Consider the following 26338-nt stretch of genomic DNA (forward strand, 5'->3'; position numbering starts at 1 on the left):
ATGAAGTTCTGTCCGAAGTGCGGTTCTGCGATGTTTCCTAAAGGGAAATACTCAGTCTGTAAGAAGTGCGGGTATAAAGAGAGGGGAGTAGAGAAGATCACATTTAAAGACCATATAGACCACTCTCATGAGAGGACTGTAATAGCTGAGGGGCAAAGGATAACGGGTAACGTGTCACTTATGCTTTGCCCTAAGTGCGGTAATGCAGTGAGCTTTAAGATTGGGAGGAACTTATATAAATGTCGTGCATGCGGTCATATATTTAACGTTAAATAAAAGGAGTGCCCACCAACTTTGAGGAAAATACATATATAGCTGTTAATAGTCCATGAATTAATGAAACGTAACTTAAGCATAATACTCCTCTTAGGGCTCCTCCTGACAATAGTCCCATTTTACTCCCAACAGACGACTACTCTGACACCGATAAAACACGTTATAGTGATAATTTTAGAAAACCATTCATTTGATAACATTTACGGGAAATACCCATTCGGGAACCCCCCGATTTACAATAATATAACTATGTCAGTAATGGTACCAGTCGGGGTAAATACATCTGCTAAACTGCCTAACGGAGAGGGGGGTTATTCTTCACCTTATTACGCGAATTCCGTTATCCTTCCAGACCCTACAGAGGGATATAAGGCTTATCATATAGACTGGGATTACGGTAGGATGGACGGCTTCGTTATAGGTTCAGGACACCAGTCACTAGCATACTTATCTTATGAACAAGTCCCGCTATTGTGGGACTACGCAGAAGAGTACGTACTGGCTGACGACTATTTTTCACCTGTTTTAGCCCCAACTCAACCCAACAGGGTGTCCTACCTGACAGGTTTCCCCACTAATATTATAGGAGACGGGTTTGTGAGCGGTGTAATCCCGTTCAACGAGACAATTATGTACCAGCTATCTGAGTACGGTATCTCGTGGGCATATTTTGACTACGGGTATAAACAGTCCCAACCCTTACCTCCTTTCCCGTTAACCGTATTCAAAGGTGCAGAGCAATACTCGTCCCACTATTATAATACCTCAGTTTTCCTTGAAGACCTGGAGGACGGTAACCTCCCCTCAGTGTCTTGGCTTATGTTCACCGGCGGTAACGGGTACGACACTCACAGCCCCTTAGACATGCACCCTCCATTTAACCTGACAATAGGTCAGGAAAACTTAGCTTACTATATCGATAAAGTAATGGAAAGCCCCTATTGGAACTCGACAGCCATCTTTATAACTTTTGACGAAGGTGGCGGGTTTTACGACCAAGTACCCCCTCCTATTATCCCCACTTACGGGATAGGGTGCGACTTGTTTTTAAAAGACCACGGAATTCAGGGGTACACGTTACTGGGACAAAGGATCCCGTTACTCATAATTTCCCCTTACGCCAAAGAGGGGTGGATAGACAACTACACTTTGTCTGGATACAGTCTGTTGGCTTTCATAGACTATAACTGGCACCTCCCCTATCTCAACCCTATAGTAGGGGAGAGTGATGTCCAAGGTATATTACAAGCATTTAACTTTTCTCAACCCCCAAGGCCCCCGGTCATATTAACACCGGAAAACTGGACTTACCCGGTCCCGTTACAATACCCCGTCCATTACGGATATGTGGCAAAGGTCTACAACAATTATACAGCTTACGAGTTATTGAACCAGAAAGGTTATATAAATTCGTCAACCTTATACTACTTATCACAATTCGGGTATGTCGAGACAGAAAAATCGCCGACTAACCAAGTAACACAGTCTTCCGGCACTCCTCAACAATCATCTTCAGTGATCATCAGTACTACATCAAGTCCTATGTCGACTACCACTGCCCAGCCCACACACCTCAGTACTAGCTCGGTAACTCAACCGCAAGGTAATACTCCCCTAGAAATAGTCACATTTACTATAATAGTGTTGGTAATAAGTGTTATCGTTTTAAGAATTATAAAGAGTAGGTAATTAGAGGAAAAAGAAAAAGGAGAAAGAGGAAGGAAAAACATAACCGATAGGTAATAAGGACACAAAGGAAAAAATAAAGGACACCTTTAAACCTTCCTTAACTCATTTTCCTTTATTCCTCCCCTTAAAGAGGTTCGATATGACGTGCCTTACGTCATAGAAGAATATATTTTTATGGGGACAAGCGTCTACACATTCCCCAATACCTACACATTTTATAGACCTCATTTCGCCCTTCTTTATAAACTCTCCCCTCATATCTGTAATCCCCGTGGGGCAAGCGTTAGCACAGTCCACTGTTTTACAAGTAACACACACCTGGGGGTCCCTTACCTTAAGCCTGAATAACCCTACTCTGCTGATAGCTTGGTTAAATACACCCCAATAGCACCAGCCTTGAGTTACGCAAGCAAAAGTCCCCATGAACGGGATCGAAATAAACACTATATACCAGACAATATCAAACGCTATGAAATATATGAGTACCGTTATATCTACTCCTTCAACGGTGAAGGGTAGTACACCGTTATTACTCAGGTACGAGATAATAGAAGCCACCAGTACTAATAACGAAATACCTAGTGCAATACCCCTATACCATTTTGACGACTTACTGGTCATGGTCTTCTTCCCTAACTTAGAAGTCCTGTTGTAGACCTTGAGCGAATCATAGAAGTTCCCTTGGTACATAAGGGGTGCTGTACACGTAACTCCGCACAAGTTCCTTGAGCCGAACAGGAAACTGAGTACTCCGTATATTACATATGTGCCTATTATAGCCATTAGAAAAGCGTTGGTGACACCCCCCATAGTGCCCACGCCCATGCTCCACATATACGGTATGTAGGCTAACTGCGAAGCTATGGGTGAAAAGTTCGGTAAATACACAGAGTATATAGCATAAGCTATTATCATTAAAACCATCCTGACCCTGACCTCCCTCACCTTTATTTCCAACATTTTCTTAAAAGCTAAGAAGCCCATTTCTATGCCCATCATGATTAAGAACCAAGTACTACCCAGCACGGACCCTACAATATCTATACCGTCCCATAGTAAGTCCCAAGGGGTATTAGGAGACAGCCACGGTAATGAAAGTGACGATATAAAACCTGCTACACCTGGCGTAAATACCCCCTCTAGGAAGTCGAGGACAGCCCCCATGAAAAATTCCATCACGAACGTTGTGAATATTATAGCGAAAGCTAGGGTAGCGTCTCTCAGGTAATTGCCCCTTTTAGGGTTAGGACCTGAGAGTGTCCTCAGTATGAACCAGAACATGGCTACAGCCATAGATACGTCAAATAATGTAAGGGTGTCGATTAAGAAGTATACAAACTCTCCTATCATCATAAAGGCAAAAATTGTCATAAGCTCTATAACTGTAAACGTGTCCTGAGTAGCCCTCAACCTCTGGTTGTAAAGGGTCTCATAGACGACTATAGTAGCCGCGATCATTATGAAGGCTGAAGCGTAAAACGAGTATATCCCTGCTACCGAGGGGAACCACGGCATTAGGAGCAACATCGCAATAAGGTATTTCCTTAGCGTGGGGTCTACATTCCTCTTTATGGCGAGGGTGAAGACCATCTCTGAGACCATGACCCCTACGAACCACACGTTATTTATAGCATCGTTAAGTGTAGAAGGTAGACCAGTCTGTAGCGTATAGATTAGTGCACCCATTACGGCTTCGGAGACTACCATGAGTATAGAGAACGGGATATAGACTGCTTCTTTCCTCTGTAACTCTCCTTTAAACGTGAGTATAGGGTACAGGGCGAAGAACATGTAGGCACCATTAATAATCAGGAACAGGAACGCTGAGTGGTACACTAAGTACAAGTACCCCCCTAAGTTCATGGTCAGCATCATGCCTTGTAGGTAAAGCGAGATGAGTACCCTGTTCCTACTCTTCCACCTCTCTACCTCATAGACAGTGTAGAAGACTACTGCTAACATAGACAGAGCTATGATTAAGGAGAGGGTTAACGCGTCACTCATTTATGATCATTAATCTTTTTAGGTGCTAAATATTTAAAAATTATGTTATAATTGTTAAACTTTTTTTAATATCTAAGAAAAAACAAACTGGGTTCCTTTATTTTTCTATAATAACCCACGCTTTGAGCCTTGTCTTCCCCTTTTCCTTAGCGTTACTAAATAACGAGAAAAACTCTTCCGCCCCTATCGCCCTCGGGTCTTTACCGACCTTACCTAGCCTTACCGTTATGTAAGCCTTACCTCCCCTCTTTAATACCCTCCAGATGTCTTGTGCTAACTCTTTATGCAGGACGGTGCAGCATAGTACGTCCTTTGAGAGTAAGAAGTCTACGGACTCATCGGGTATAGGGGATAAGTCCCTGCTCACATACGCCTTTACGTTCTTTATGCCAAGCTTCTCTAACTTCTTTTCTAGGGCCATAACGGCCTTCTGGTCGGAGTCGACCGCGTAGACCGTACCGTTCTCTCCTACAAGTTTAGCCATAGGTACCGTATAGTACCCCGGACCTGACCCGTGGTCGGCAACTGTCATACCTCCTTTAACGAATTGTCTAAGCAGGGTATAAGGGTTTTCAAATACCCTCCGTAGGGGAGATGATAGGAGAAACGTGGGTATATGTCGGTCTTTAATTTCGGTTTGAGTCATGGTCTAATTATTTTTTTCTCGTGAACGGTCAAATACTTTTCCCAGTATTTGTCTTTATGGGCTGCTCACGGATCCACTAGAAATTTTATTTATTTCAATAACCTGAAACCAAAAATTAATTATGTACATAATAATAGTAATCGGGGAACGAGCAAGGAACTATACTATGGGACACCTTGAAATTATCGTGAATGACTGTGAGGTATCGTTGTTCCTACTCCATAGGAATAGCACCAGACGGAAAGAGGTCAGTCCTCGGTATCACCTTTGCTAAGGGAGAGGACGAGGAGGGCTACTGGGAGCCCTTAGTAAGCTTGTGGGAATGTAGAAATGGTTATTGTTGGCGGTGTCAGAGCCTTGGACAGCGTTATCACTGTTCTGGGAATGTGGTGAGGAGATGGTACTGTGTAGTACGCTTAAAGTGTAACTAGGGTGGAGAGGGAAGAGTCGGATAAGTTGGTGTCTTTAGCTGGGAGGGGTGTAGTTGTCGTGGACGAGTGCGGTGTGTCCGGCTACATATGAGAACTAGAGGGGTTGTGGGAGTGGCTCAAGGGTATTAACCTCGTGGTGGGGAGGCGTTTCGGTAAAGCTTATTCTCCGCGGGGGTTTTGCGAACTGCACGGGCTATTGCTGTTTGGAACACCTATTCACTAATTTTTTACAACTTAATAATATTACTGCTATTCTTATTATTATTACTGACGAGTACTTATTTGGATTAATTATATACGTAGAATTATACTAATTTTGGAGAGAGTATTTCAATTTGCAACGAAGAGCAGCCCTGTAAAACGGGGGCTGTATTAAAAAACTGAGTATTGCCTCACATAGTGCTGAGGTTAAAATGAGCAAAGTGTAATCTCGCCTAACGGAAGTTTATTTAAATAGACATATTCAAATTTTGAGTGTATTAGAAACTCGCTATATCTCGATGAACTTTCCGTAAATTTTCTTTATTTTATCTAAATCTATAATCTTAAGTAACTCATCTATAAAGTTTTTAGTTAAATACAGAGTAGTAGTGTCGGCTGAAAGTAAGAAGACTAATAAGTAAAAGCGTATTTTATCTATATCACATAGTGTTAAATTTATTTTTTAATTGCCTTATACTCTATTATATTCTCTATAATTTTTTCAGTATTCATATTACTATAATTTAAGAGTTCTTTAAGTAACAAACTCTCTACACATCCCTTATAGTTATCTTTTTCATCACCTATTACAATTAATACATAGCAAAGTTCGCCGATACATTTCTTTATATACGGCGGTTCTTTTACTAAGTCACTTATTTCGTCCTTAAGACTATTAAAAATGTCGTCATATCCTCCTTCATCTCCATCAATTATGAAGAAAATGCTACCTTTTTTCAAAGGGACAGAAACTGATTTAATATTCTTAAACACGTTTATAACCTTACCTTTTCCACCGAGTACCTCTATTTCTACCCGGTAAGATATTATTTTCTCTAAAAGTACTTTATCTGTATGTCCTTCTACGAGAATTCTATCACAACGTAACATCTGCGTTCACACGTATCCCAACCAGCTCAAAGGCTCCTCAAATTCTGTAATTTCTGAAAGTCTATACGTCTTATACCCTCTTTTAGCTAAGTAAATTACCGTAGCCTCAGTGTCATTAAATATCTTAGAGGCCATCTTTATTACCTCATTTACATGTGTCGTGAGCATGGTTTGTGTATTACTTTGTTTAATATCATTGAGGACTTGCATTACTAAGTCCGGGTGTAAAGAGTCCTCGACCTCGTCTATGAGTAGCAAGTTTGAAGCGTCCAGGCCGAACCTGATCATCTCTCTTTTAAGAATTCCCCTTCCGATAACGTAAGCCGGTAAAGAATCGTAATATAATTTAAAAACACCGTATTCGTCTTGTAGTATTTCAAACCTAGATTTAATCCCCCTATTTTTTCTTCTCGCGACGCTGAAAATCCTCTCAGGATTACCGCTGTTATCGAAGAATGTCGAAATATATAATGGAGAATACCCGTTATTCACCCGGTTAATGGCTCTCACTGTAGGCAGTGATATCGGCCCTGACAGCCCTTCCATACTGATTGACACTCGTGTTGCGACTACCTCCACGGTCTTTTCATTATTCACGTATACTTCAAGGTTATAAGGACCTTTTTTCTTAAAAGTTACCGTATTATTATCTAGGGTCACGTCGCTGTCAGACAAAGTGGAGAAGGCTGAAATTATATCTCCTCTACTGGCCATTGCGTAAATAAATGAATTATTGATATCGATGTCGGTCATGTCTGATTGGAAAAGCGTCGATAAAAATAACGCCTCGAGGAAGGAAGTTTTCCCGGTACCGTTCTCCCCAGCTACTATATTAACCCTTTTTAACTCAGTGTTTACGTTAAGCCCTCTGAAGCCTTGAATTCTTACTTTACCTATCATAATAGTAACTCTCTATGCGTATATTAGAACTTTCACCTGAGCGGATTTACCGTTATAAGGGGAAAGGGAGACCTGGATCGGCTTTCTTAGGACTAATCCTAAACAGTTCCTTGAGCAAACCCTCATAAGTAGGCGGGGCTGGTTAGCTACTAAGGGGCACGATAAAACGTTATCCGCGCTTCGGACCCCACGTAGTTACGAAGGAGACTTATGAGGAGTGGTATAAAAGGTTCATAGACGTGTACAGAGAAATGTGAGCATCTCTTCAAATTGGTGAAATATTTGTAGTTGTTATCCCCAAATACAGTGCGTGATCTAACTAGTCCCTTACATCTCCCTGAACAACTCCTAAGTTTGGGCGTCTATAAGTCCTATGATATAATAGAAAGACTCCTTTCTAGGTGTAATTTCACGTATTTTAAGGTGTGTTCCTAGTAGCCCATATGGGCTAGGGAAAAAATGGAGTTAACGACTAACTGAGGGGCGAGAGATAATACGTCTTTTAAATACTGAGGAGTTTATAGTTAGCCACTTTTTCCATATAGTTGTTTACTTTGTAGGTAAGCCCTAATAGGATTTGTGTTGAATCCTTATAATAATATAGGAGGTCATACTCCGAATTATTGCTAGAATAGTTTGTTATTACTATGATATTAGACCCTATGATGCCTACAAACTTTGCGCAAGTACCGTTATTTGTATACATATAGTAAATTTTTTCTGAGTTAAAAGCGGTCACATTTATGTTTTTGAAAGCCTCTACCATCACGTCCTTTAACTCCTGTTCTGAGAGGGCGGTCATGTAATAGCGGATTACCAGTGTTTGATGAGGGACTTCTATGGTAACCCTATACATTGTGTTATTTATAATAAGAAAGCTACTATTACCATATCCAAGGTAGCAGTATGTCCAATAGTATGCCTTTTCTATTTGGTTGGGCCTCATATGTGATAGAAAAGGTATGTGAAACGCGTTATATGGGAATATGCCCGTAGAGCCGTTATAGAAGTATACTATACAGTAACCCAACGCGTCATAAGTAAACTCACCCGAACCCTCAAGCGATATGTTCCAATACGGTATCACAGTACAGTAATTGGGGAGAACTTCATTAGCAATAACAATTGTGAAGTGAATACTAGGGAAGTCTACAATACTACTTGGCAGTATTGCTAAGGGGTACATTAATTCTGAAGGCATTACGAGTTGGGAAAGTATTATTAACGAAAACGAAATCACTATTATTATTTTCAAGGCTTTGAAGTCCATTTAGGTCACCGTATCTCGCATATTAGCATAGATAAAATTATCTACTCCTCTAAAAATATTTGAAATATAGTTCTGTATAAATCTAGTGTTCGTGAGCTTACGGTTCACGGGTAGGTAAATGTCATATGTTACTTCGACTATATAATACCCAAAATTCTGTACTCCTACATTCTTACTATGGAGTTCTAATACAAGATACGCTTCTATACCTTTATATTTTAGGTCAAAGCCTGCTATTGCTTCGTAGGGGTCTTTTCTTACTTTTAATAGCGGTTTATCGTAACTCCCATAGTCAACTTTCTCTTTTTCTAGCCAATCCTTATAGGTGCCCTCACTAAGCAGTTTGCACTTAATAGGGTAAAAATATTGGTTTAACTTTTCCTTACTATAATTGTTCCAATCTAGTATTAGCCGTTGTAAGTTTTTCTCAGAACGTAACGATATTTTCATTAACGGTTTGTCATATATACCAGTTGCTACAACTATAGAAGCCATTATGAGCTGTATGAAATAGATTAGGATAGATATTATGTTAACATGCTTGGGTAATATAATTTCCATGTTTTCATAGTTAATTGTTATTCCCAGTATAGTTAACGGGCCTAGGACTAAGAATGTGAGTATGAACAATATTACTATTGTCTTACCGCTGGCTACTATACCAAGGTAATAAGTAACGATGAGGAACAGTATGAAGAAGACTATCTGAAACGCGATAAACTGTGATAAAACGCCCAATGGGCCTAAAAACAGTATAATGAAGAGTAGGATTAATAAAAACTCGGTCAATAGTCCTACGTGGTTTTTCTTATACCAGTCCCTATACAACTGTGGGATCGTAAATAGGTTAGGTATTAAGGAAGTCTGGTCTCCTTGGGGCTGGGAAGTCCGATTATCTTTACGCTCAAATGGGAGACTACTACCACAATAGGCACAAGACGTGGCATTATCATCATTTGCTGACCCACAGTTAGGACAGTATTTAACCATTATTCCCCGATTTTTTACTGAAGTTATAAAGATTTTGGTGTCGATTACTATAAAATCAGTTTAAATTAATATAACTCAGTGTATATAAATAAACTAGATACTGTAGAAATTTAACGGTTGACAGAGAAAGTTTATTCTTTAGCCCTCTTTTAAGAGTCTCGATCTAAATTAGTTTAGCCGTTTTAAGTCTAAGGAAGATAATTTTTGTATAAAAATTTTAAAGTCTCTCCTAAATCTCTGATGCAGGTCAACGATATGTTTTCTTAGAATTTATTAGACAATCGTTCCCTCAACCTGTTTTCCCCTTTTAGGCCCTCTAAGGCAGAAGTTACTTACTAGTTGATCATTAGTTAATAGATGATATATACGTGTATATACAAATATTACATATGGTAAAATATAAGGTACAAACGTCGTTGATTGAAACCTAAGAAAATAGGGCTTTAAGGGAAGGGCTAGATTACGTTATTACATCTATTTTAAACGCGGTTGGACGCCTCCTATACTTAACCCTAAGGGCAAGCTTTCAGCTATTTGTCCTATTAAAGGACATTACGGGTAGCGCTTAAGATCACGGTTAGGTTAAGGAAGATAGGAAACCCGGTTAATCTAATGAGCATAGTATGGCGGTAATGGCAATAAACCGTGATATGGTGATAGCCACAGATGATAGGGACTTTGAACCGATTAAGAAAGTTAAGGAGGAACTGGAAATACGAGGAATACAAAGCTAATCCGAATGATACTGTTTAGGTGGTGGGCAAATAGTTGAGTAAACGACAAATAGTTTGTGTCTCGTCTTTAAATACATACCTAAAGACTGTAAAACTTAGGCCTGTTTTAGCAATTTCAGCTTTAAGGTTATTATCCTCTGAAACTTAAAGTTATGCGATGAGTGAAAAGGTAATACGGGAGAAGGACGTAAGGAAATACGGGATTTTGCGGATAGATGAGAGTGTTGACGAGGCCTTAATCTCCCTTGAGCTCTTGAGACAAGGCAGGCTGAGGAATTCAGCGGGAAAAGCGTTTTTAGCTTTCAAGGCATTCCTCAGCGGAATAATAAGTGTAAACCACTCAAGCTTCTCATCTGCCCTACAAGAAAAGGAGAGAAAGTTCTTCTATAAGGTAGGTTTCACCGCCCCGACGAATAGGGTAGTATACTATTCCTCCCTATTAGAAAAGGACTACCCCGGCATATCGGACTTGGCAAAACAAGCGATGGCGTTACATGTCTTCTCCTACCTAGGCTATGATAAGGCCGGAGAATATTCACCGGTTACTTCGGAGGGAGACGCTAGGAAGTGGATCACCGACTTTATCATGGCTCTGGCAGGGCTTATAGCTGAGGTCAATGAAAAGGGAAAGGAAGTACTGAAAGAGGTCGAGGGAATTAAAAACGGTTAATGTCCTTCGAGGTTAAGCCCGTCATTACGGTTTGTGAAACGTCCTTAGTTTAGGTGAAGTAACACGCATACATTGTTCTTTCTGACGTTTGTAAGGATAGGGAAAGCGACCTACTATAATTTGCATCAGGACAAGGCTAGTTTGGCTGGGTAACAGTGCCTCGCGTACGTGACATTACATTCCCGTGTATAAACCTGAAACTTCGCATATATCATGAAAAGGCATGGTTACTTGTCAAATAAGTACTGAGTATCCCCTTACGATGGTCCTTTAAGGCAAACCTCTCGGTCGTACGTCCCGGTTGAGGAAGCCGCCAACTCATACAAAACCACGGTCAAAGAAGGTAGGAAAGGTCCTCAGTGTAGTAAATACGTTACCTGAATCAGTCGCTTTAGACCATAACATGGAAGTGCGACAGTGCGGAAGGGTACGGGACCGGTAAAGGAGGCTCCACATCCTTCGCCTCTAACAGACTTGGGTTCGCAACCGTGGGAGGTTAAGGGAGTGGAGGATATGGTATACCTCAGGTCGCTTATAGCCTTCACGTGATTTACGGGTCCCAGTGATCCTTAGCCCTCTGTTTGATCTCTATTACTAAGTTGAACAGCCTCCTATATTCCCTGTTCCTCAATAAGGCGTCTATCACCTCAAGGTTTACTTCACTGTATTCATGGACTACAATGTTCCTAAACCCGACAACGGCATTTAGGAATTTCTCCTCATCGCCGCTGATTAACCCCTTCTCTCTTAACCTCTTGACAGAGTCCTTATACTCCTCTGCACTTATCCCCATGTTCGATAGGAGCCTCTGTAGGATGTCGAGGACGATCTGTGCCTGAACCTGCAAGCCGTGCAGGACGGCCATCTGGTCTCTCCAGTCGTTTAAATTGTACCCCTCCTCGACTATGTCGTCGAGCTTAGCGGTAACGTCTTCAAGATTTTTCAACAACCTATCTAAGACCGCCATTTCCTCATCAAAGCCCTCGCAGCGTTTTCGACTACGTCCAATTTTTTAGCGTCGATTAAGAAGTCCTCACAGATAACCGCCCTCTTGTGGACCTTCCACCAGTCTTCCATATAGAGTATTATGCTGTCACCGAACACCTCGTGGACCAAGTAACAGTCACTCTCCTCGTTTATAACTGTCAAGTCGACTTTTTCAGTACCTAAATAATCCGTCAGGTCTACCCATAACTCGGTGTAGCCTTCTAAAGTCACCTTCCCCTTAAACTCTACAGCGATGTCTATGTCATTTCCCTCACCTTTTTTAGCCAGCGAACCGAACAGGACTGCAAAGTACAAGTCGTAGCTCGCCCAACTGAAAGCCCTTAACTTGTCTAACACGTCGGTAAGTCTCATACTCTAATAGTCGATTTTTTAAGCATAAACTTAACTCTTACCCGATGGAGTTCATAAAGAGGTTCAAGGAAGAGGACGAAGTCCACGGTATTTATGAGCTTTTCAGTGAAGTGTTTGTGTCCAGGCTAGGGAAGTCGTTAGGGCTCCCGGTACTGGAAGTAAGGCTATCACATGACGGGCTTAGGATGAAATACCTAGCCAAGAAGGTCGAAGACGTGAACTCGGTAAGGAACCCTGCCCAGCTTAAGCGTTCCCTCCCCTTCGAAGAATGGGTCTTGAACATCGATTTAAAGCAGGAACACGTGATGGCCGATGAGGGAGGTAACGCGTTTATCATAGACCACGGCCACTCCCTCTTCTCATGGAAGCCCCTATATTACGTTTACGAGGTCATAGGCAAGCCGGTCACTCGTTTCAAACTGTGGTCTGATGACGCCCACTATAGAGAAGGTGTCGAGATAGTCCGTTCTATAGACAAGGCGACCCGGGACTCCCTGCTCAGGGAAAGCGTAAACGAGGTCTTGGACTACAAAAGGCTTGACCAAGCCCTGACGGAGGACTATATCACGATAAGCTCTAAGATACTAGACTACCGAGAGAAAATAATCTGCTCTTTCAAAAATTAGGAAAAATTATAATAATCTACAGTTTTAAGACTACATGTGGACGTTATCTTATCACGTGGTCTGATCAAGAGCTTTGGCGGGAAATTAGTCTTAAAGGGCCTGACGTTTTCAGTAGTCAAAGGGTCGATAACCGGCTTTGTGGGGCCTAACGGTGCGGGAAAGACAACTACGATAAAAATACTCTCGGGGCTACTGAGGAAAGACAAAGGGGAAATCCTCGTCTTGGGGGAAGACCCCTGGGACAACCCACGTATTAGGAAAAGGGTGTCTGTGATCTTTACCAAACTGCCTTACCCGTCAAACGACAGCGTAAAAGAGTATTTAGAAGACCTCAATAGTGTATTCCGTGGAGACCTACAGCGGTTGATCAGGGAATTTAACCTCCAAGACCACCTCAAAAAGAGGGTATCACAGCTGTCTTCCGGGCAGGCACAGAAGATCCAGCTCATAGCTTCTCTCCTTAAGGACCCTGAACTGGTCATCGCTGACGAACCCACGGCAAACCTAGACCCCCAAGCAAGGTTAGAGTTCTACGACATGGTAAAGGCACTGGCTAGGGACTACGGTGTAACGTTCTTTATTTCTTCCCATATCTTATCGGAACTCGAAAGGGTAATAGACCACGTAGTTTTTATAGAAGACGGTACGGTGAAGGCTTTAGGTGAACTGTCATATGTGGAGTCCCTAGTGAACGCCGACGAAGTAGTCGTCTTGGTAAAGGACAAAGAGAGGGCTATGACGGTCTTGAAGGACTTTAACCCCGTCCCTGACGGCCCGTACATAAAGGTGAAAGGAGAAGTCAGGAAAATAATAGACTTGTTGGACGATAACCATATAGAAGTGTTGAGTGTGAGGAAGGTGAGCCTGGATGACGTCTTTAGAAAGCTTTCAGGTATTTAAGATACTCTTCAAGGAGAGGTATAAAGACCCGACCCTTCAGCTGATATTACCTACTATGATCGTGGGGTATATCTTTATACCGTCGTTCCTTATTAAGGGTAACTTCCTCAGTTACGCGTTAGTGTTAGCCAATATCCCTATCATAAGTATACCGGAGACTATTGCTATAGCCCTCGCGTTGAGGAACGTCATCTTCGTCTTAGGTGACCACATGAACTCAGGCAGTATAGTGTCGTTCCTGATGATGCCGGTCAAGAGGAGGACGTTCTTTTTCATGAGTTACTTTAACGATATAGTCTTACCCTTCTTGATGTGGGCTGTCACCTATTTCTGGTACTTATGGGAAATTTCACTAATTAATGACCTCACTATCCTTATGGCCTTGGTATACGCTTCAGGGTATTTCTTTTCGACATCTGTGATATTGTTATATACAGTCCTGCTCAGGAGTAATGGTGCTGCAACACTCGCCTCTATGTTTACACTGGGCTCTATATTTATTATCGGGGGGATAGGTAATTACGAGCTGTTAATTAGCGGGGCTGGGTTCTCTTCCCTATCGCTGACTTCTTTTATGAACACTTACCCCCTGATCTTGGCTTATTCTATTAACCCGTCCACCTTTTTTTACTCTATACAGTACGTAGTTACGGGGATCGAAGTGGACTCCTTACTAGGTTTAATACTCTTAATTATCTCGTATCTGAGGTTTAGGGTGATGGAGTTTTGATAAGGTGGGGCTTGCTCTTACTTTCAATTGGGCTTACGTTAGTGTTCTTATCGTTCACGACGATAGGGAGTAACAGCCACCTGACGGCTAACTTCCTCCACTCCTATTCGATAGATGTCCCTGAATTCGTCCGTTGTATACACATAAGTATTGTCGAGAACAAAAGCGACTTAAAAGCGGTCGTAATGGTGTATAACGGGACTGACAGCTACGAGGTATCAACACCTTACTCGACATATACATCGAGCGGTAAATACGAGTTCTTTGTCGTAAAAGAGATAAACACTACCGACGGGAAAGTGGTAAATACTACCGATTACTATAACGTCACTCTGTTTTTAAGGGTAGTTAAGTCCTATCTGGTAAACGACCCCAAGTCGATCTTACTTCAAGGCACGGGGCTATCCGTAATAGGTGCCGTATTGAGTGTGAAGGACCTCTTACAGTTACTGGACAAAAAGGTGCCTCGAGGTAGTTAACTGTAATAAAACGTAGAAACACATGAGGACATAAAAAACTAATCGTCTTCATTTACTCCTCTTTCTCAGCACTAACCACACTAAGAAGGAGAGTATTACTACCACCCCTGCTATTATGAAGTCTGAGTTTAAGCCATGACTGGTTGCCTTAACTGACGGTTTAGTGGGGGAAGAGACGATGTGTGAAGTATTAGTGGGCTGAACTGAGGGACTCCGTGTCGAACTCTGTGTAGGAGTACTGCTCTGGGTAGTAGACGTAGTTGATGTAGAAGATGTTGAGGTCTGAGTGTATGTAGTAGAGGTGTTAGTATAAGTTAAAGTAGGGGGAGGGGGAGAAGTCACTGTTATCTTAGGCATAGGTTCTACGCTGATCTCCCTTATGACTGTTACACTCGTGTTACCGAATATGTTAGAAGCGACGACCTTAATGGCATAAGTCCCGTTTTGGGTTATGTTAAATAACGCCTCGTTTTGTGTGGGCGGGTATACCCCTATCAGGGTGGAGTTCAAGTACACAGAGATGTTCTTTACACCTAGGATAGTGGCGTTGGGGACGTCAATAGATAGTAGTGCTTCTGTAACCCCGGGTTGAGGCAATAACGTTAAAGACACCTTAGGGGTTTCAGGCTTTGAGTAAGGGACTGTGTAAAATGAGTAGGTACTAGTGACTTCAGGTGGGAACGTGCTTATCTCTTCGGTCAGTAGTATTACCCTGAACTGGTCGGGGAAGCTCTCTATACCTATAGGTGTCGTGAACTGCTGGAGGAATGAAGACGAGAAACTTAAAGTATCGTATTCTACCCACTGCCCCCCTCTAAACACATAAGTAGTTAAACTCGAGCCGGTCTGAGATAATGACGTGAAAACGGCAAGCACCGAATTATAATACATAACTGCTTCGAGTGCATTACCAACAACACTCACGTTATATAAGACCGAACCAGATGAGTCCACTATGTTTACCTCACCGTCATTGTAGGTGAGGAAGAGCGAAGCGTTAGAATTAAACACTGGTGAAGGTAAGAAACCGCTATTTAAGGTCTTTACTACGTCTAGTGTATTGATATTGTAGACGTAAACTGTAGAGGAATTTGTTGAGTTTGAAAAAGTTGACAAGTCTACGTAATTTGAACTGAAGGAGGTCAGTTCGAGTCCTGATACGTTCAGGTTTATTGGATAAGACGATACGACTTTGGTGCCTTCAATTTTCACTAATACGTACTTACCCCCGTTTTTCTCCAGCGCTAAAGCCGTTTTACCGTTAGTTAACACCGACGTAAAATTGGCGTCCCGTATAATCGGAGTGAAATTTACGTCCTCCCCGTTGAAAAAGAGGTAATAAAGTGTCAGGTTTGACCTCAGGGAAGACGTTACACTGGAGATATCGTTGAGAGGTAGAGTCAAGTTCCCTTTATATCCCAGTACGTAAAACACTACTCCTCCGCTTACCGGTGAACCGCTTCCGAAAATCACCCCGAAAGGTAATGTAAAACCAGAGTTATTGTACACCAGCGACGAATTTATCACCATATGGGCTGTCAAGTTTCTGTCGGATATTTCACTTGCATTAACCTCTACAGTCCCCGTGATGTTATCTATTATCATCGCATAACCACCCTTATAGAAGACAAGGGCGTTAGTAAGCGGTACTCCCTCAGAAATACGTATTGTCAGCTGCTGGTTTAGTGTCTGTGAAGAGAAAGTTGAGTGGTATACTAAGGTTGGGGATAACAATAGGAGGAGAGTTATCGCAACCGTTATACTCTTTTTCATCACGTTAAACCAGTATATTCTCCAATATAAACCTAATCAACACAGTAGGTTTTTCCTTATTTATCCCATTTAAAAGGTACTTCTCTTTCTAATCTCTCAATGGTTTTATACAATTCATCGTCGATCTCTATCACGTCCCTCTCGGCGAGTATGTCACTGTGCTCACCGGGTAAAAACTCCGTAAACGACTTCAATACCGAGGCACCGTGGCAGTCCGAGGCAAGGTTGGGTAGGATTAAGAGGAATTCGCCTTTGTTAGGGCTCTTTTCCGTATTTAACACTCCTTGGACTTCAACGGCAATTGCACTACCGGTCAGGTAAGAAGTCAAGAGCTCTAAGGTGATCATTAGGTAAAAACCTCTTTCCCCACCGATGGGCAATATCCCCCCTTTTAGGGCTTCTTCCGGGTCTGTAGTTATCTCCCCCTTGTCGTTTACGGCTACTCCGTATGGTATTTTACCTCCACGCCTCTTGGCTTCTATTATCTTGCCCCTAGCTATTGAAGATAACGCCATGTCGAGTACCACAGTCCTCTCACACGGTACTGCTATACTTATAGGGGTAGTTGATACGACTTTACGCGGAGTGCCTGGCTTAACCACTGCGGGCTCAGCGTTTCCTATCATTATAGCGGGCCTCCTGAGACGGGAAGCGACCCTCCTCGTGTAATAACCTAAGAAGCCTATATGGGAGGAATTCCTTACTGCTATTAAGTCCTCTTTAGGTGACTCGGTCAAATAGTGCCATACAAGGATCCCTATACTGTGGTTTGCGTCGTATAGTACTGCGTTATTTTCCCTTTTAACTTCTGTAAGACTTACGTCTTTCCTTATAGTCCCTAAATCTATACCTTTAATTAGAGGGATTAGCCTTTGGAGCCCGTGAGAGGAATGGCCCCTAAGTTCTGCCTCAATGAAGTGCTTGGCTATTATCGAAGGGTTTTCTACCCCTCTCTTCTCTAAGGAAGAAATTACTATGGACTCTATGTCAGCTATTTTTACTTTCATTATGGTTACATCGTTGGATAGCACTTTAGCCTTTTACTTAAATCTTTTCCTTACTTGAATATAGTCCTTACTCATAGTAAATACGAAGGTAGGTGTAGCTTAGGAGCTAAATTTATTAATTATTGAATAAAGTATAAATTAGGGTAACCCAAATGATAAGTCTAGCTAGCATACTAAACCCTCCAAGCGGTCTATCAATACCGGAAATATTATTAATATCATTAGTTTTAGGCATGCTTCACGGGGCTACACCAGATGAACATACGTGGCCTATAACCTTCAGCTACGCAATAGGTAAGTACAGTACGAAGGGGGGTATGAAAGCAGGTTTTCTGTTTTCTGCTGGGTTTACTATGCAGAGGGCATTCCTTACCACTCTAGGTTATATAGGGTTGGCAGCAATTTATAAAGAGTACAACTTGGACGGGCCGGTTTACACGATAGTGGGGTTTGTAATGGCCATAGCGGGCTCATACATACTTAAGGGGAAATACCTCCATTTGCCAGTAGATGCATTGATGAAACACGGGAGTCATGAAGTCCCTAAAGATGTCCCTTTAAAGATGACTATAGTACACGGGCTAATCGCGGGTTTCGGGTTTGGAGCCTACGCCTCAATAATAACGTTTGTCTTGGCACCCCAGTTACCGAGCATAGTTTATGCACCTTTACCAGGTTTAATGTTCGGTGTAGGTACAATGGTTATGCAGGTAATCTTCGGGGCCATTTTCGGTAACATACTGAAGGCAAAGAAGGCTACTGAAGAACAAATAACATATATCGCGAGGAAGTCTGCGGGAAGAGTATTGTATTACGGAGGGATAGTGTTTATACTAGTAGGTATACTAATAATATTAATCCCGTCAATAGACAACTTTGCGGTCTCTACGGGAATCTCGATCCCTAATCTTGATGCGATTGATGTAGGGTTCTTGTTAGTAGTGTTAACGGTAGGTGTAATCGGACTGTTAAGCATAGTAGAAAGTTTCAGGGAAACTTTTAAGGAGGACAATGACGGAAAGAAAGGGGTAGTAAAGAAGGCGGTTTAGCCCGAAACAGAAGTTTAATTAGTCAATATAGTCTCTCCCGATACCTTTTATATCGATGTCCTACTTTTAAATCAATGAAATGTTGGTTAAAGTGGTCTCAGGTCTTATAGGAGGTACAGTAGAGGTCATATTCTTTGTTAATGACCTAGAAGTATTTTCATACATATCTCAGCGTATTTTACACATTGACTTAATAGTAACCGGTTTAGCCCTCCACATGGTAGCTTCGGCTCTGGTGTTCTTAGTTGGGTCTCTTTTAGTAGAAAAGACCGGGATATCGCCTAACGGTGTCCTATCTTCACTCGTCTTAGGCATAATGTTTGGTTCATCTGTTCTCGCACTTTTTAGCATACCCATTCACTTACTCATATTCCATTTTACATTAACGTTAGGTTATGTATTCGCCCACATAGCTTACGGTACAGTGTCTTATTTAGTATATTGGGTTCTCAAACTCAAGTATTAGCAGACAATAGGGCTAAACCTAAAAACCTGCAGATAAGTTAGCACTAACTTATTTTCTCTACTAATTACCTTTCGTATAATCATCTATTAATATTTTTTATACTAGTGGATACGATAATATATTATGTATAACTTGGTAGTTGGCGTTATTACATCGTTTCTCTTCGCGTTTTTGGTCATATTTGCAAGTAGGGAAATAAAGCAATTACCTAAGTATATTGTATTCTACACCATAGCTACGGCAATATATGCTTTGACTATTTGGCAACTAGGAAACATCTTTAACCTAGCGTGGAACTTTTTGGGACTGGTAGTAGGTGCTATTACCGGTTATTATAGTAATAAAGCACTAGGTAAAGTGTCATTATAAATAGGCTAAGCGGTTTAACGAAAGGCACCTTGGCTGTTAACGTGAGGTAAAATTTTTAGAGGAGTAAAAGACGTATAGAGAGCAAGGAAAACGTTCCCGCAACCCTGAAGTCATTAGAAAGGGTAAAGATCGAGGAGCTAGATAACTTCTTACGGAGAGGTAAGGGAGAACTTAATGTATTTCTTTGAGCTACTCATGGATAAGGCGTTAACGTTAGGACTTTGGCACGGTATATTACAAAATGTGGGGGGGGGGTAAAGCCTCACCAAGGGGTAGCCCCCATACTTTTATACCACTTTATCTAGATACCTTTTAGTGATTTTAATGACGCTCCACCATAACTCCATTAGGGGCTTAACGGGACTGAGAGAGGAGAGCTCCTATCATCTTCTCTTTCACGAGCCTGGAGGCGTCCTATAACGGGCCCCCGCTTTTCGGATTGGGGGACTTATGACTTGCTTGACAGCCTACCAAATGAGAGGTGTAACTATTCATGGTGGGGATGGTGAGCCCTCCAAGGTGTAACTCTTTCAGGGTGTGGGAGGGAGTCAGATTAATCCCATTAGTTGAAATAAGGGTAAGTAGTAAGGGAGAGTTAACTCCGTACTTTAAGCGGTTATGTGGACTAAATGCAAAGGAAGTAAATGAGGTCAAATCGGAGTTAGGCGTAGAGTGTTGAACTGGAGGTCACTATGATAAAGGTAGGGACTTGCGGGTTTACCTCCAAGTATTTTAGGTACTTCGACGTGCTTGAAGTCCAGCAGACATTTTATGACGTGGTCAGTGAAGGTCAATTGAAAAAGTGGAGGAAAATGGCGGAAGAAAATAAGGTAGAGCTTACTATGAAAGCCCTGCAGGTTATCACGCATGAATACAATAACATGACGTATAAGAGGATGAAGGAGAAGTTCGGCGACGTAAAAAACTACGGTTCCTTTAAGGGCACTAAAGAAGTCAGTGAAGCTACAGAGATAACATTAAGGGAGGCTAAAGCCCTCAACGCCACGATAATAGTCTTCCAGTCCCCTCCCTCATTTAAGCCGGTAGAGTATAACGTGAGGGCTGTAGTTGACTATTTCTCTACACTTGACAAGGGGTTTAAATACGGTTGGGAGCCCAGAGGTGATTGGTACTCTAATGTTGGGTTACTTAAAGAGGTAATAAATAAGTCTGGGATAATACATGTAGTAGACCCGTTCAGACACCAACCGTTGACTGATGAAAGGTATTATAGGCTTCACGGTATTGGTAAAGGGGAAGTTAACTACTCTTACAAATATAGTGACGACGACTTGAGGAAGTTGAGGTTAATGGTGAGGGACGGTACTTATGTGCTTTTCAACAACATTTATTCATTTTACGACGCTTTGAGGTTTAAAGAGCTGATTAATAGACCCGAGTAAAAAATCACTTAGTTTTTAATATCCTGATCCTGAACGTATTACCTTCTCTCTCTACTTCACAAGGATATCCCCTTGACTCGCAGATCATAGGTATTGACAGCTCCGCAGGTTCGTCATCGCTTATAATCTCTATTACCTGACCTTCTTTCATCTGGTTCAACCTCTTGACTATTTCGATCTGTGGCTCAGGACAAGGTTCCCCTCTTAAATCGAGGGTTACGTCCGGTTTACCTTTCTTAAGTTTATCGCTCATTGAATAATATTTGCATTAGAAAATTATATATGTATAATCAATTTATAAATTATGAATTTAAATTAGCTTAAAGTTATCAAAATGTACAAAATTCTCGTCTACTTTAGGGGACACCGCGCGCTATAAGTCCTAAACGCGTTTTAGTCCATAACCGTAGGGAAGTTAAGGTGAAAAGTCCTTTATGTGGACTACGAAAGGTATCTCCTTTACCTTTCTCATCAGCTTTTCATCAGCAGTGTAGACCCTCTCATTGAGGACTTTACCTAATGCTATATATGAAGCGTCATATACCGTTATCCCGTACTTTACCGACAAAGAGACTATCTCCTCCACCATACCTTCAAACCCGTACATTGTTATTTGGAAGTCCTTGAGGGCTTCACCTACTTCTCCTAACTCCTTTTCTCCGAGGTTATACGTATACTTTAACCCGTTTAGTACCTCAAAGGGGAGTATGCAAGGTGCTGATAGGTCTTCTAGTCCCATTACGTACTTTTCCTTAAGGAGTAGGGACTCTTTACTATATTCTTCGTTGGCGAACCACTTTATCACCACTGACGCGTCTACTACTGCCAATTTCTCTCACGCCACTCCCGTATAGTCTCTTCAGACTTCTTACCCCCGTAAGCTAAAAAGAACTCGTAAGACCTCAGCGAAGCCTCTGCGATCTTCTTATAGTCCTTTGCTCCCTTTTTCCTCTTCTTTTCCTCTTCTTCAATTACTTCTTCGATTTTCCTCCTTATGACTTCGCTCCAGTTTATATAGCTAAGCTCGTCCATCCTTTGCTTTAACTTTTCATCTACCCTAATAGATATTATTGGCATATACTAAGGTTTGTGGCGTATGCTATAAGATTTACGTCCCCTTAATACATGTATTTACGTGAATATTTACGTCGTAGGGCTTTATAAATAAAGGGAGCTAATAATAGGCAGGGTGCTCGGGGTATTTACTGTAAATGTTTATTCTTCATAGTTTTTACGTGAAGTCCTCATGACTGGCGTATTTTTTACCGAATAGGTGCACGTTGTTGCCTCTTTGCTGATTAAACCGTCACTCCTTAGGCATTTAACATAAAATAAGGTATAAGTATTGAAGTAAGCACTTATGATAACACTAGACGCACTTTTTCTAATATATACAATTTTTCTTTCTGCAATAATTAACGATATTATTTCTATGTAAAAATTATTATAATGTTGATGTAATTTTTTAAACATCAGAACTTAGTGTCTTACGTGAAGTACTTAAACGGGCAAGGATAAGTTGTTAGGGCTTTCTGGCTATCCAGGTTTAACAAATAGGTGCGATGCATAAAAGGCGACTAGTATGTAAGCGGGCTGAATCCTTTTTCACACTAATAGGAATCTTTGTATATCTCTTTATGCTAGGTTTCTATAGCGAAAATGACCCCTCATACTGGTGTGGGCTATGCCCAAAAGGGTGATCGCGGATATGTGAGCCCCGTGTCGTTGGGCTCGAGGGGGGCACATGACCCACCTAGTGTTAAGCCGAGTGGGTGGTTGAGGGCTAAGTCCCTATACTCGATCATGATTGGAGGTAAAATGATTGAAATGAAAGTGTAGGGACAAACGGAATCTTTCTGGTGATAAGTAAAATAGCAGAATATACAGCTGTAGAGCTAGTTTGGTCTTCTTTTAATATAATTGGGAATAAATTATATTTGATATTTTATTTATTATTATATAATGCTAAAAATTTGAGTTATAATTATTAAAACATATTAGCAAAACTTAAATAGTTTTTACAATAAAATCACTTTAGTGATGAAAATGAAAAGAAGGGACTTCATAAGACTGTCAATGATCGCCGGAGGGGCTGTAGCCGTATCACCGTTATTTACTCCCCTTTTCAACTACATGGGCTACTATTATAACGAGTTAAGGCTAATATCCAAGAACTATTTAGTAGTAAATAACAATTTAGGGTTACAAGGGTTTCCTAAATACAAGGTAGCTAACATAAAAGACCTACAGAATTCTTCTTGTCCAGTGTACTTCTTTGCATACCCCCTGACTAATGAGCCGTGTTTCCTCATTGACTTTAATAAACTAAAAGGTATGACAGATGTAGAATTTAAGAACCCTTACTACGGCCAATTCAGGATAAACTCGAATTATCCTAAGGTGGTAGGTGTAGGTCCTAAGAACTCTATATGCGCGTTTTCAGCCATATGCGTACACTTAGGTTGCCAGTTACCTGCTCAAGTACTAGTTTCTTCGCCCTCCTACCCCGGGCTAAACCCCTCTTCCACTATTTTACATTGTCCGTGCCATGGTTCAATGTATATGTTAGACCAAGGAGGAGTAGTGGTAGGAGGCCCTGCGCCTAGGCCCCTGCCCCTTATATTTTTAGAGTACGACGAGAGCACTGGCGATATATACGCTATTGGTACTAACGCACCGTACTTCTCTAAAACCAGACCGACTAGTAACTTAATTTACGACCCGGATTACTCCTATCAAATCCCGAAAAACCCCGCTTGCACTACGGGTGGGTGATAATGGAGGAACAGAGTAAGTCCGCCTTAGATAGGGTATTCGATTGGCTAGATGAAAGGGTAGGTATTTACGGTCATACTATTGCCAAAGCCCCCAAATTTGCCTTTAGGCTAGACTACTGGTTAGGGTCATTTGTCCTCGCTTCATTCGTCTTAGCAGTGGTTACGGGTGCGCTCGTAGCGTTATACTATGTGCCTACAGATCCTTACGCTTCGACAGTATACCTCATTAGCAACGTGCCTCTGGGAGCACTACTCTTCAGCATTCATACTTGGGCAGCATACGCCATGATTTTCTTTATTCTCGTCCATATGACTAGGAATTTCATAGTGGGGGCTTACCGAAAACCTAGAGAAGTAATGTGGATGGTGGGTGTTATACTCGGGGGGTTAGCTCTTACCGAAGCGTATTTAGGGTATTCTCTCCCTTATAATGTTATATCTTGGACAGCGACCACTACTGGGCTTAACCTTTTCTCGTACATGCCGTTTGGGCTGGACAAACTCATAAAGCTCATGACCACGGTGCCCACTAACCTGCCTGGGGTTTCGTCGGGAGTAGATCCTTTAGTAGACCGTTTCTTTATCTTCCACTGGATAGTAGGCGGGTTAATTATGGTATTTATAGCTTTCCACTTGTCTATTTTTGAAAAACACGGAGGTGTAACTCCTCCACCGAGTAAAGAACCCGGACTGGAACTGTTAGAGTTCCATAAAGAGAAATTACTTAATGACCCGGAGTGGAGGTTACAACCCTATACGAGGTCTTTTGGGATGATCCTGATGACTTTCTTCTTAGTCTTCGGGTCTGTTATCCTGATAGCTTCACTATTCCCTTACAATATTGCCGTTACTCCTTCTGGTGTAAAGTACACAATGTTACCTTATAACCCTGCATTAGCCGCTCAGACCCCACCTATACCCGACTGGTATTTCCTATTTATATATTTCTTCTACAAGTCTGTCCCGCCTATATACGCCTCTACAATATTTCTAGTATGGATATTAGTTACACTGTTATTCCCCTTTATTGACCAATACGTTTTTAGGCACAAGGCGAGTCACCCCGTCATGAGGCCCTCAGCTTTAGGACTAGGGGTCGGGTTCATAGTCACTTTTATCGTTAACAGTATTTGGGCTTACGAGACCCCGGGTGTGGACATAGGGCCTATAGGGGTCGAAGTCGATGGTGTTATATTTGTAGTGTCCTATATTATACTGTTTGTGATTTTGAGGAAACTACAAGGTCCGAGAAATAGTCATAAGGGCACTACCAGCCTTAACATATTCAAGTCCAGTAAAACCCAAATAGTAGTTAACAGGACGTTAAATCTAGAACAGAAAATAATAACGAGAGCTACATCGGCGGTTTTCCTGAGTTTAGTCTCAATATCTATCATAAATGCCATAGAAATTTTCATGGCTTTACAGTATATAGCGTTGAGCACAGTTTTTCAGTTCCAATTTGGGACTCTATTAGGTTTTGAACTAATTGTCATAGCGTCTGTTATGTGGTTTTTAGTATTCGGCGGTAAAAGGTAAAAGACCCTTTTTCTTTTTTAAGTATCTTTTTCCCTTGAGTAGTATGTGCTTGAATCCTCTATTTCCCTGTGGTAATTAATGGGTCAAACTCATCGTTAATATATGTTAATGATTGCTAAAAACATCCATTAATTATTAAACCTTTTTTTCGTTTAATATTCTAAGACAACTTTTGTGTATAAATGCATACATATATATTTATGCAAATAAAAGTTTATTAAGTTAAAAATTGAGATTAAAATGATATAGTATGGACAAAATAAATGTAGTTGTCCTTTCGGGTATAATACTCATATTAGGAGTACTATCACTGGGTATATTGACATTAAACGCTCCCAGTTCGAGTAGTAGCTTCGTAGTATATCCTTCAAAGTATCTGGGAAATACATGGACAGTATATAAACAATATTCTACTAAGCCACCTATACCTGGTGCTAAAATAGAGTATTACGTCAGATATATAGACCCCCAACAAGATGCTCTAATAGTTATTAAGGTGGTTTTTGCGAATCCGTCTTATGCCGTCCAATACATGTCGCAGGTTGAATCTACGTCTCCTTCCAGTGTTTATTCGCTCTATATACATAACGAAGGCTTGGTACAAGAAGTCGCTTTAATGCAAGGTAATTCTATAGTAGAAGTTATATATGTAGGAACATCTACACAAGTTCCCACTGGAGCCTTAATAGGTCTGGCTAATTCAGTCTTGAGTTAAGGAGATTTTCAGTTATTTTTTTTATTTCCATTTTTTCTTTTTTTTAAAAAATCTTCTTCACCAAAGCCTTAATGTAATAAAATTAGAAACAGATTGTTCAAAACTACGAATATCATCATAGACGATAATATTAATACTTCTATAATCCTACCTCTTCTTAAAAGTATCAATGAAAGCCCTATAATTGTTATTTTTAATATGATCATAACAGGGAAAAAAAGATAAGGGGGGAGAGAACTTAAGAAGGGGTTAGCTTCAGTTAGGCCGTGTTCCAGCCCTATAAAAGTAGTTATTACGTCCAGTAATGCGCTACTTGTTAATGACATAAAAGTGATTGAAAAAATGTAATTCCTATTCATAATAATAATTAATGTTTTTTTAAATTTAAATTATGCTACTAAATTTGTATGTATCTATATATATTTGTTATCATTTATGTATATA

General features: G+C 41.1%; 31 protein-coding genes. 17 read left to right on the forward strand and 14 right to left on the reverse strand.

The annotated features are described in order from the left end of the window. Window positions 1-276, forward strand: coding sequence for a transcription factor S4 (gene tfs4 / locus KN1_RS04295; protein ID WP_221289582.1), 276 nt, complete (start codon window positions 1-3; stop codon window positions 274-276). A 60-nt stretch (window positions 277-336) separates the two neighbouring features. Continuing rightward, entirely contained in the window at window positions 337-1965 is a 1629-nt protein-coding gene (locus KN1_RS04300; protein ID WP_221289583.1) for a phospholipase C, read from the forward strand. Window positions 1966-2067: 102 nt separating this feature from the next. On the opposite strand, the gene KN1_RS04305 is transcribed toward KN1_RS04300, so the two are convergent. The 6 genes from KN1_RS04305 to KN1_RS04330 form a co-directional block, all read right to left on the reverse strand. Then, window positions 2068-3969: a 4Fe-4S binding protein gene (locus KN1_RS04305; protein WP_221289584.1), complete on the reverse strand. Its 1902-nt coding sequence runs from the start codon at window positions 3967-3969 to the stop codon at window positions 2068-2070. 97 nt (window positions 3970-4066) lie between these two features. Further along, on the reverse strand, window positions 4067-4501 hold the full coding sequence (locus KN1_RS04310) for a class I SAM-dependent methyltransferase (protein ID WP_258712560.1): 435 nt from the start codon (window positions 4499-4501) through the stop codon (window positions 4067-4069). 1202 nt (window positions 4502-5703) lie between these two features. Further along, a complete protein-coding gene (locus KN1_RS04315) occupies window positions 5704-6138 on the reverse strand; it encodes a hypothetical protein (protein WP_221289586.1) in 435 nt (144 codons plus the stop codon). A 6-nt stretch (window positions 6139-6144) separates the two neighbouring features. Then, the gene (locus KN1_RS04320; protein WP_225905778.1) at window positions 6145-7038 is read right to left on the reverse strand and encodes an AAA family ATPase; all 894 of its coding nucleotides are present in this window, start codon (window positions 7036-7038) and stop codon (window positions 6145-6147) included. 502 nt (window positions 7039-7540) lie between these two features. Further along, on the reverse strand, window positions 7541-8308 hold the full coding sequence (locus KN1_RS04325; protein ID WP_221289587.1) for a hypothetical protein: 768 nt from the start codon (window positions 8306-8308) through the stop codon (window positions 7541-7543). Continuing rightward, window positions 8309-9298, reverse strand: a complete 990-nt coding sequence (locus KN1_RS04330) for a zinc ribbon domain-containing protein (protein ID WP_221289588.1) — start codon at window positions 9296-9298, stop codon at window positions 8309-8311. It lies immediately after the preceding gene. An 891-nt stretch (window positions 9299-10189) separates the two neighbouring features. Between KN1_RS04330 and KN1_RS04335 the strand changes: the two genes are divergently transcribed. Together KN1_RS04335 and KN1_RS14915 are read left to right on the forward strand one after the other, a co-directional pair. Then, window positions 10190-10702, forward strand: a complete 513-nt coding sequence (locus tag KN1_RS04335) for a PaREP1 family protein (protein ID WP_221289589.1) — start codon at window positions 10190-10192, stop codon at window positions 10700-10702. Window positions 10703-11119: 417 nt separating this feature from the next. Further along, window positions 11120-11251, forward strand: a complete 132-nt coding sequence (locus KN1_RS14915; RefSeq protein ID WP_258712561.1) for a hypothetical protein — start codon at window positions 11120-11122, stop codon at window positions 11249-11251. A gap of 1 nt (window position 11252) precedes the next feature. Here the strand turns inward: KN1_RS14915 and hepT are convergent, their stop codons facing one another. Together hepT and KN1_RS04345 are read right to left on the reverse strand one after the other, a co-directional pair. Continuing rightward, window positions 11253-11669 (reverse strand): type VII toxin-antitoxin system HepT family RNase toxin, encoded by a 417-nt coding sequence (hepT, locus tag KN1_RS04340; RefSeq protein WP_221289590.1) that lies wholly within the window; start codon window positions 11667-11669, stop codon window positions 11253-11255. Next, the gene (locus tag KN1_RS04345; protein WP_221289591.1) at window positions 11657-12061 is read right to left on the reverse strand and encodes a nucleotidyltransferase family protein; all 405 of its coding nucleotides are present in this window, start codon (window positions 12059-12061) and stop codon (window positions 11657-11659) included. The genes hepT and KN1_RS04345 overlap by 13 nt, the downstream gene beginning before the upstream one ends. Before the next feature lie 44 nt (window positions 12062-12105). On the opposite strand from KN1_RS04345, the gene KN1_RS04350 reads away from it, so the two are divergent. The 4 genes from KN1_RS04350 to KN1_RS04365 are packed head-to-tail and all read left to right on the forward strand — an operon-like array spanning window position 12106 to window position 14796. Further along, window positions 12106-12687: a hypothetical protein gene (locus KN1_RS04350; RefSeq protein WP_221289592.1), complete on the forward strand. Its 582-nt coding sequence runs from the start codon at window positions 12106-12108 to the stop codon at window positions 12685-12687. Between the two features lie 36 nt (window positions 12688-12723). Then, a complete protein-coding gene (locus tag KN1_RS04355; protein WP_420857157.1) occupies window positions 12724-13587 on the forward strand; it encodes an ABC transporter ATP-binding protein in 864 nt (287 codons plus the stop codon). Next, window positions 13556-14317 (forward strand): hypothetical protein, encoded by a 762-nt coding sequence (locus KN1_RS04360; protein WP_221289593.1) that lies wholly within the window; start codon window positions 13556-13558, stop codon window positions 14315-14317. The genes KN1_RS04355 and KN1_RS04360 overlap by 32 nt, the downstream gene beginning before the upstream one ends. Then, window positions 14314-14796 (forward strand): hypothetical protein, encoded by a 483-nt coding sequence (locus tag KN1_RS04365; protein ID WP_221289594.1) that lies wholly within the window; start codon window positions 14314-14316, stop codon window positions 14794-14796. The genes KN1_RS04360 and KN1_RS04365 overlap by 4 nt, the downstream gene beginning before the upstream one ends. 48 nt (window positions 14797-14844) lie before the next feature. On the opposite strand, the gene KN1_RS04370 is transcribed toward KN1_RS04365, so the two are convergent. Together KN1_RS04370 and KN1_RS04375 are read right to left on the reverse strand one after the other, a co-directional pair. Continuing rightward, window positions 14845-16569 (reverse strand): hypothetical protein, encoded by a 1725-nt coding sequence (locus KN1_RS04370; protein ID WP_221289595.1) that lies wholly within the window; start codon window positions 16567-16569, stop codon window positions 14845-14847. Window positions 16570-16625: 56 nt separating this feature from the next. Continuing rightward, complete coding sequence (locus tag KN1_RS04375) at window positions 16626-17576, reverse strand: Ldh family oxidoreductase (RefSeq protein WP_225905779.1); 951 nt, start codon at window positions 17574-17576, stop codon at window positions 16626-16628. Window positions 17577-17728: 152 nt separating this feature from the next. Here KN1_RS04375 and KN1_RS04380 point away from each other — a divergent pair, with 152 nt between their 5' ends. From KN1_RS04380 to KN1_RS04400, 5 genes are all read left to right on the forward strand, one after another. Next, window positions 17729-18625, forward strand: a complete 897-nt coding sequence (locus KN1_RS04380; protein WP_221289596.1) for a hypothetical protein — start codon at window positions 17729-17731, stop codon at window positions 18623-18625. A gap of 79 nt (window positions 18626-18704) precedes the next feature. Next, window positions 18705-19091, forward strand: a complete 387-nt coding sequence (locus tag KN1_RS04385; RefSeq protein WP_221289597.1) for a hypothetical protein — start codon at window positions 18705-18707, stop codon at window positions 19089-19091. A 123-nt stretch (window positions 19092-19214) separates the two neighbouring features. Continuing rightward, the gene (locus KN1_RS04390) at window positions 19215-19460 is read left to right on the forward strand and encodes a hypothetical protein (RefSeq protein ID WP_221289598.1); all 246 of its coding nucleotides are present in this window, start codon (window positions 19215-19217) and stop codon (window positions 19458-19460) included. Window positions 19461-19953: 493 nt separating this feature from the next. Then, window positions 19954-20139: a hypothetical protein gene (locus KN1_RS04395; RefSeq protein WP_221289599.1), complete on the forward strand. Its 186-nt coding sequence runs from the start codon at window positions 19954-19956 to the stop codon at window positions 20137-20139. Between the two features lie 13 nt (window positions 20140-20152). Beyond that, window positions 20153-20863, forward strand: coding sequence for a DUF72 domain-containing protein (locus KN1_RS04400; protein WP_221289600.1), 711 nt, complete (start codon window positions 20153-20155; stop codon window positions 20861-20863). Between the two features lie 4 nt (window positions 20864-20867). Here the strand turns inward: KN1_RS04400 and KN1_RS04405 are convergent, their stop codons facing one another. From KN1_RS04405 to KN1_RS04415, 3 genes are all read right to left on the reverse strand, one after another. Continuing rightward, a complete protein-coding gene (locus tag KN1_RS04405; RefSeq protein WP_221289601.1) occupies window positions 20868-21116 on the reverse strand; it encodes a sulfurtransferase TusA family protein in 249 nt (82 codons plus the stop codon). Between the two features lie 162 nt (window positions 21117-21278). After that, on the reverse strand, window positions 21279-21692 hold the full coding sequence (locus KN1_RS04410) for a type II toxin-antitoxin system VapC family toxin (RefSeq protein WP_221289602.1): 414 nt from the start codon (window positions 21690-21692) through the stop codon (window positions 21279-21281). Continuing rightward, a complete protein-coding gene (locus KN1_RS04415; RefSeq protein ID WP_221289603.1) occupies window positions 21683-21940 on the reverse strand; it encodes a hypothetical protein in 258 nt (85 codons plus the stop codon). The genes KN1_RS04410 and KN1_RS04415 overlap by 10 nt, the downstream gene beginning before the upstream one ends. A gap of 582 nt (window positions 21941-22522) precedes the next feature. Between KN1_RS04415 and KN1_RS04420 the strand changes: the two genes are divergently transcribed. The 4 genes from KN1_RS04420 to KN1_RS04435 all read left to right on the forward strand — a co-directional run bounded on the left by KN1_RS04420 (window position 22523) and on the right by KN1_RS04435 (window position 25894). Further along, window positions 22523-22702: a hypothetical protein gene (locus KN1_RS04420; protein ID WP_221289604.1), complete on the forward strand. Its 180-nt coding sequence runs from the start codon at window positions 22523-22525 to the stop codon at window positions 22700-22702. A gap of 207 nt (window positions 22703-22909) precedes the next feature. After that, window positions 22910-23638: a Rieske 2Fe-2S domain-containing protein gene (locus KN1_RS04425; protein ID WP_221290547.1), complete on the forward strand. Its 729-nt coding sequence runs from the start codon at window positions 22910-22912 to the stop codon at window positions 23636-23638. Window positions 23639-23640: 2 nt separating this feature from the next. Further along, the gene (locus KN1_RS04430; protein WP_221289605.1) at window positions 23641-25179 is read left to right on the forward strand and encodes a cytochrome b; all 1539 of its coding nucleotides are present in this window, start codon (window positions 23641-23643) and stop codon (window positions 25177-25179) included. A 250-nt stretch (window positions 25180-25429) separates the two neighbouring features. After that, a complete protein-coding gene (locus KN1_RS04435; RefSeq protein ID WP_221289606.1) occupies window positions 25430-25894 on the forward strand; it encodes a hypothetical protein in 465 nt (154 codons plus the stop codon). A gap of 68 nt (window positions 25895-25962) precedes the next feature. On the opposite strand, the gene KN1_RS04440 is transcribed toward KN1_RS04435, so the two are convergent. Next, window positions 25963-26253, reverse strand: coding sequence for a DUF5658 family protein (locus KN1_RS04440; protein WP_221289607.1), 291 nt, complete (start codon window positions 26251-26253; stop codon window positions 25963-25965). Window positions 26254-26338 lie beyond the last annotated feature (85 nt).

Origin of the sequence: Stygiolobus caldivivus, from assembly GCF_019704315.1 — an archaeon.
Classification (GTDB): domain Archaea; phylum Thermoproteota; class Thermoprotei_A; order Sulfolobales; family Sulfolobaceae; genus Stygiolobus; species Stygiolobus caldivivus.

Bases quoted from the DNA above. Each gene is read 5' to 3' on its own strand.
- KN1_RS04330 (WP_221289588.1), bottom strand. From the start codon at position 9,298: ATGGTTAAATACTGTCCTAACTGTGGGTCAGCAAATGATGATAATGCC.
- KN1_RS04415 (WP_221289603.1), bottom strand. From the start codon at position 21,940: ATGCCAATAATATCTATTAGGGTAGATGAAAAGTTAAAGCAAAGGATG.
- KN1_RS04305 (WP_221289584.1), bottom strand. From the start codon at position 3,969: ATGAGTGACGCGTTAACCCTCTCCTTAATCATAGCTCTGTCTATGTTA.
- KN1_RS04425 (WP_221290547.1), top strand. From the start codon at position 22,910: ATGAAAAGAAGGGACTTCATAAGACTGTCAATGATCGCCGGAGGGGCT.
- KN1_RS04400 (WP_221289600.1), top strand. From the start codon at position 20,153: ATGATAAAGGTAGGGACTTGCGGGTTTACCTCCAAGTATTTTAGGTAC.
- KN1_RS04430 (WP_221289605.1), top strand. From the start codon at position 23,641: ATGGAGGAACAGAGTAAGTCCGCCTTAGATAGGGTATTCGATTGGCTA.
- KN1_RS04345 (WP_221289591.1), bottom strand. From the start codon at position 12,061: ATGAGACTTACCGACGTGTTAGACAAGTTAAGGGCTTTCAGTTGGGCG.
- KN1_RS04350 (WP_221289592.1), top strand. From the start codon at position 12,106: ATGGAGTTCATAAAGAGGTTCAAGGAAGAGGACGAAGTCCACGGTATT.
- KN1_RS04435 (WP_221289606.1), top strand. From the start codon at position 25,430: ATGGACAAAATAAATGTAGTTGTCCTTTCGGGTATAATACTCATATTA.
- KN1_RS04420 (WP_221289604.1), top strand. From the start codon at position 22,523: ATGACCCCTCATACTGGTGTGGGCTATGCCCAAAAGGGTGATCGCGGA.
- KN1_RS04360 (WP_221289593.1), top strand. From the start codon at position 13,556: ATGACGTCTTTAGAAAGCTTTCAGGTATTTAAGATACTCTTCAAGGAG.
- tfs4 (WP_221289582.1), top strand. From the start codon at position 1: ATGAAGTTCTGTCCGAAGTGCGGTTCTGCGATGTTTCCTAAAGGGAAA.
- KN1_RS04320 (WP_225905778.1), bottom strand. From the start codon at position 7,038: ATGATAGGTAAAGTAAGAATTCAAGGCTTCAGAGGGCTTAACGTAAAC.
- KN1_RS04385 (WP_221289597.1), top strand. From the start codon at position 18,705: ATGTTGGTTAAAGTGGTCTCAGGTCTTATAGGAGGTACAGTAGAGGTC.
- KN1_RS04315 (WP_221289586.1), bottom strand. From the start codon at position 6,138: ATGTTACGTTGTGATAGAATTCTCGTAGAAGGACATACAGATAAAGTA.
- KN1_RS04380 (WP_221289596.1), top strand. From the start codon at position 17,729: ATGATAAGTCTAGCTAGCATACTAAACCCTCCAAGCGGTCTATCAATA.
- hepT (WP_221289590.1), bottom strand. From the start codon at position 11,669: ATGGCGGTCTTAGATAGGTTGTTGAAAAATCTTGAAGACGTTACCGCT.
- KN1_RS04335 (WP_221289589.1), top strand. From the start codon at position 10,190: ATGAGTGAAAAGGTAATACGGGAGAAGGACGTAAGGAAATACGGGATT.
- KN1_RS04395 (WP_221289599.1), top strand. From the start codon at position 19,954: ATGGTGGGGATGGTGAGCCCTCCAAGGTGTAACTCTTTCAGGGTGTGG.
- KN1_RS04375 (WP_225905779.1), bottom strand. From the start codon at position 17,576: ATGAAAGTAAAAATAGCTGACATAGAGTCCATAGTAATTTCTTCCTTA.
- KN1_RS04440 (WP_221289607.1), bottom strand. From the start codon at position 26,253: ATGAATAGGAATTACATTTTTTCAATCACTTTTATGTCATTAACAAGT.
- KN1_RS04325 (WP_221289587.1), bottom strand. From the start codon at position 8,308: ATGGACTTCAAAGCCTTGAAAATAATAATAGTGATTTCGTTTTCGTTA.
- KN1_RS04300 (WP_221289583.1), top strand. From the start codon at position 337: ATGAAACGTAACTTAAGCATAATACTCCTCTTAGGGCTCCTCCTGACA.
- KN1_RS04310 (WP_258712560.1), bottom strand. From the start codon at position 4,501: ATGACAGTTGCCGACCACGGGTCAGGTCCGGGGTACTATACGGTACCT.
- KN1_RS04405 (WP_221289601.1), bottom strand. From the start codon at position 21,116: ATGAGCGATAAACTTAAGAAAGGTAAACCGGACGTAACCCTCGATTTA.
- KN1_RS04390 (WP_221289598.1), top strand. From the start codon at position 19,215: ATGTATAACTTGGTAGTTGGCGTTATTACATCGTTTCTCTTCGCGTTT.
- KN1_RS04370 (WP_221289595.1), bottom strand. From the start codon at position 16,569: ATGAAAAAGAGTATAACGGTTGCGATAACTCTCCTCCTATTGTTATCC.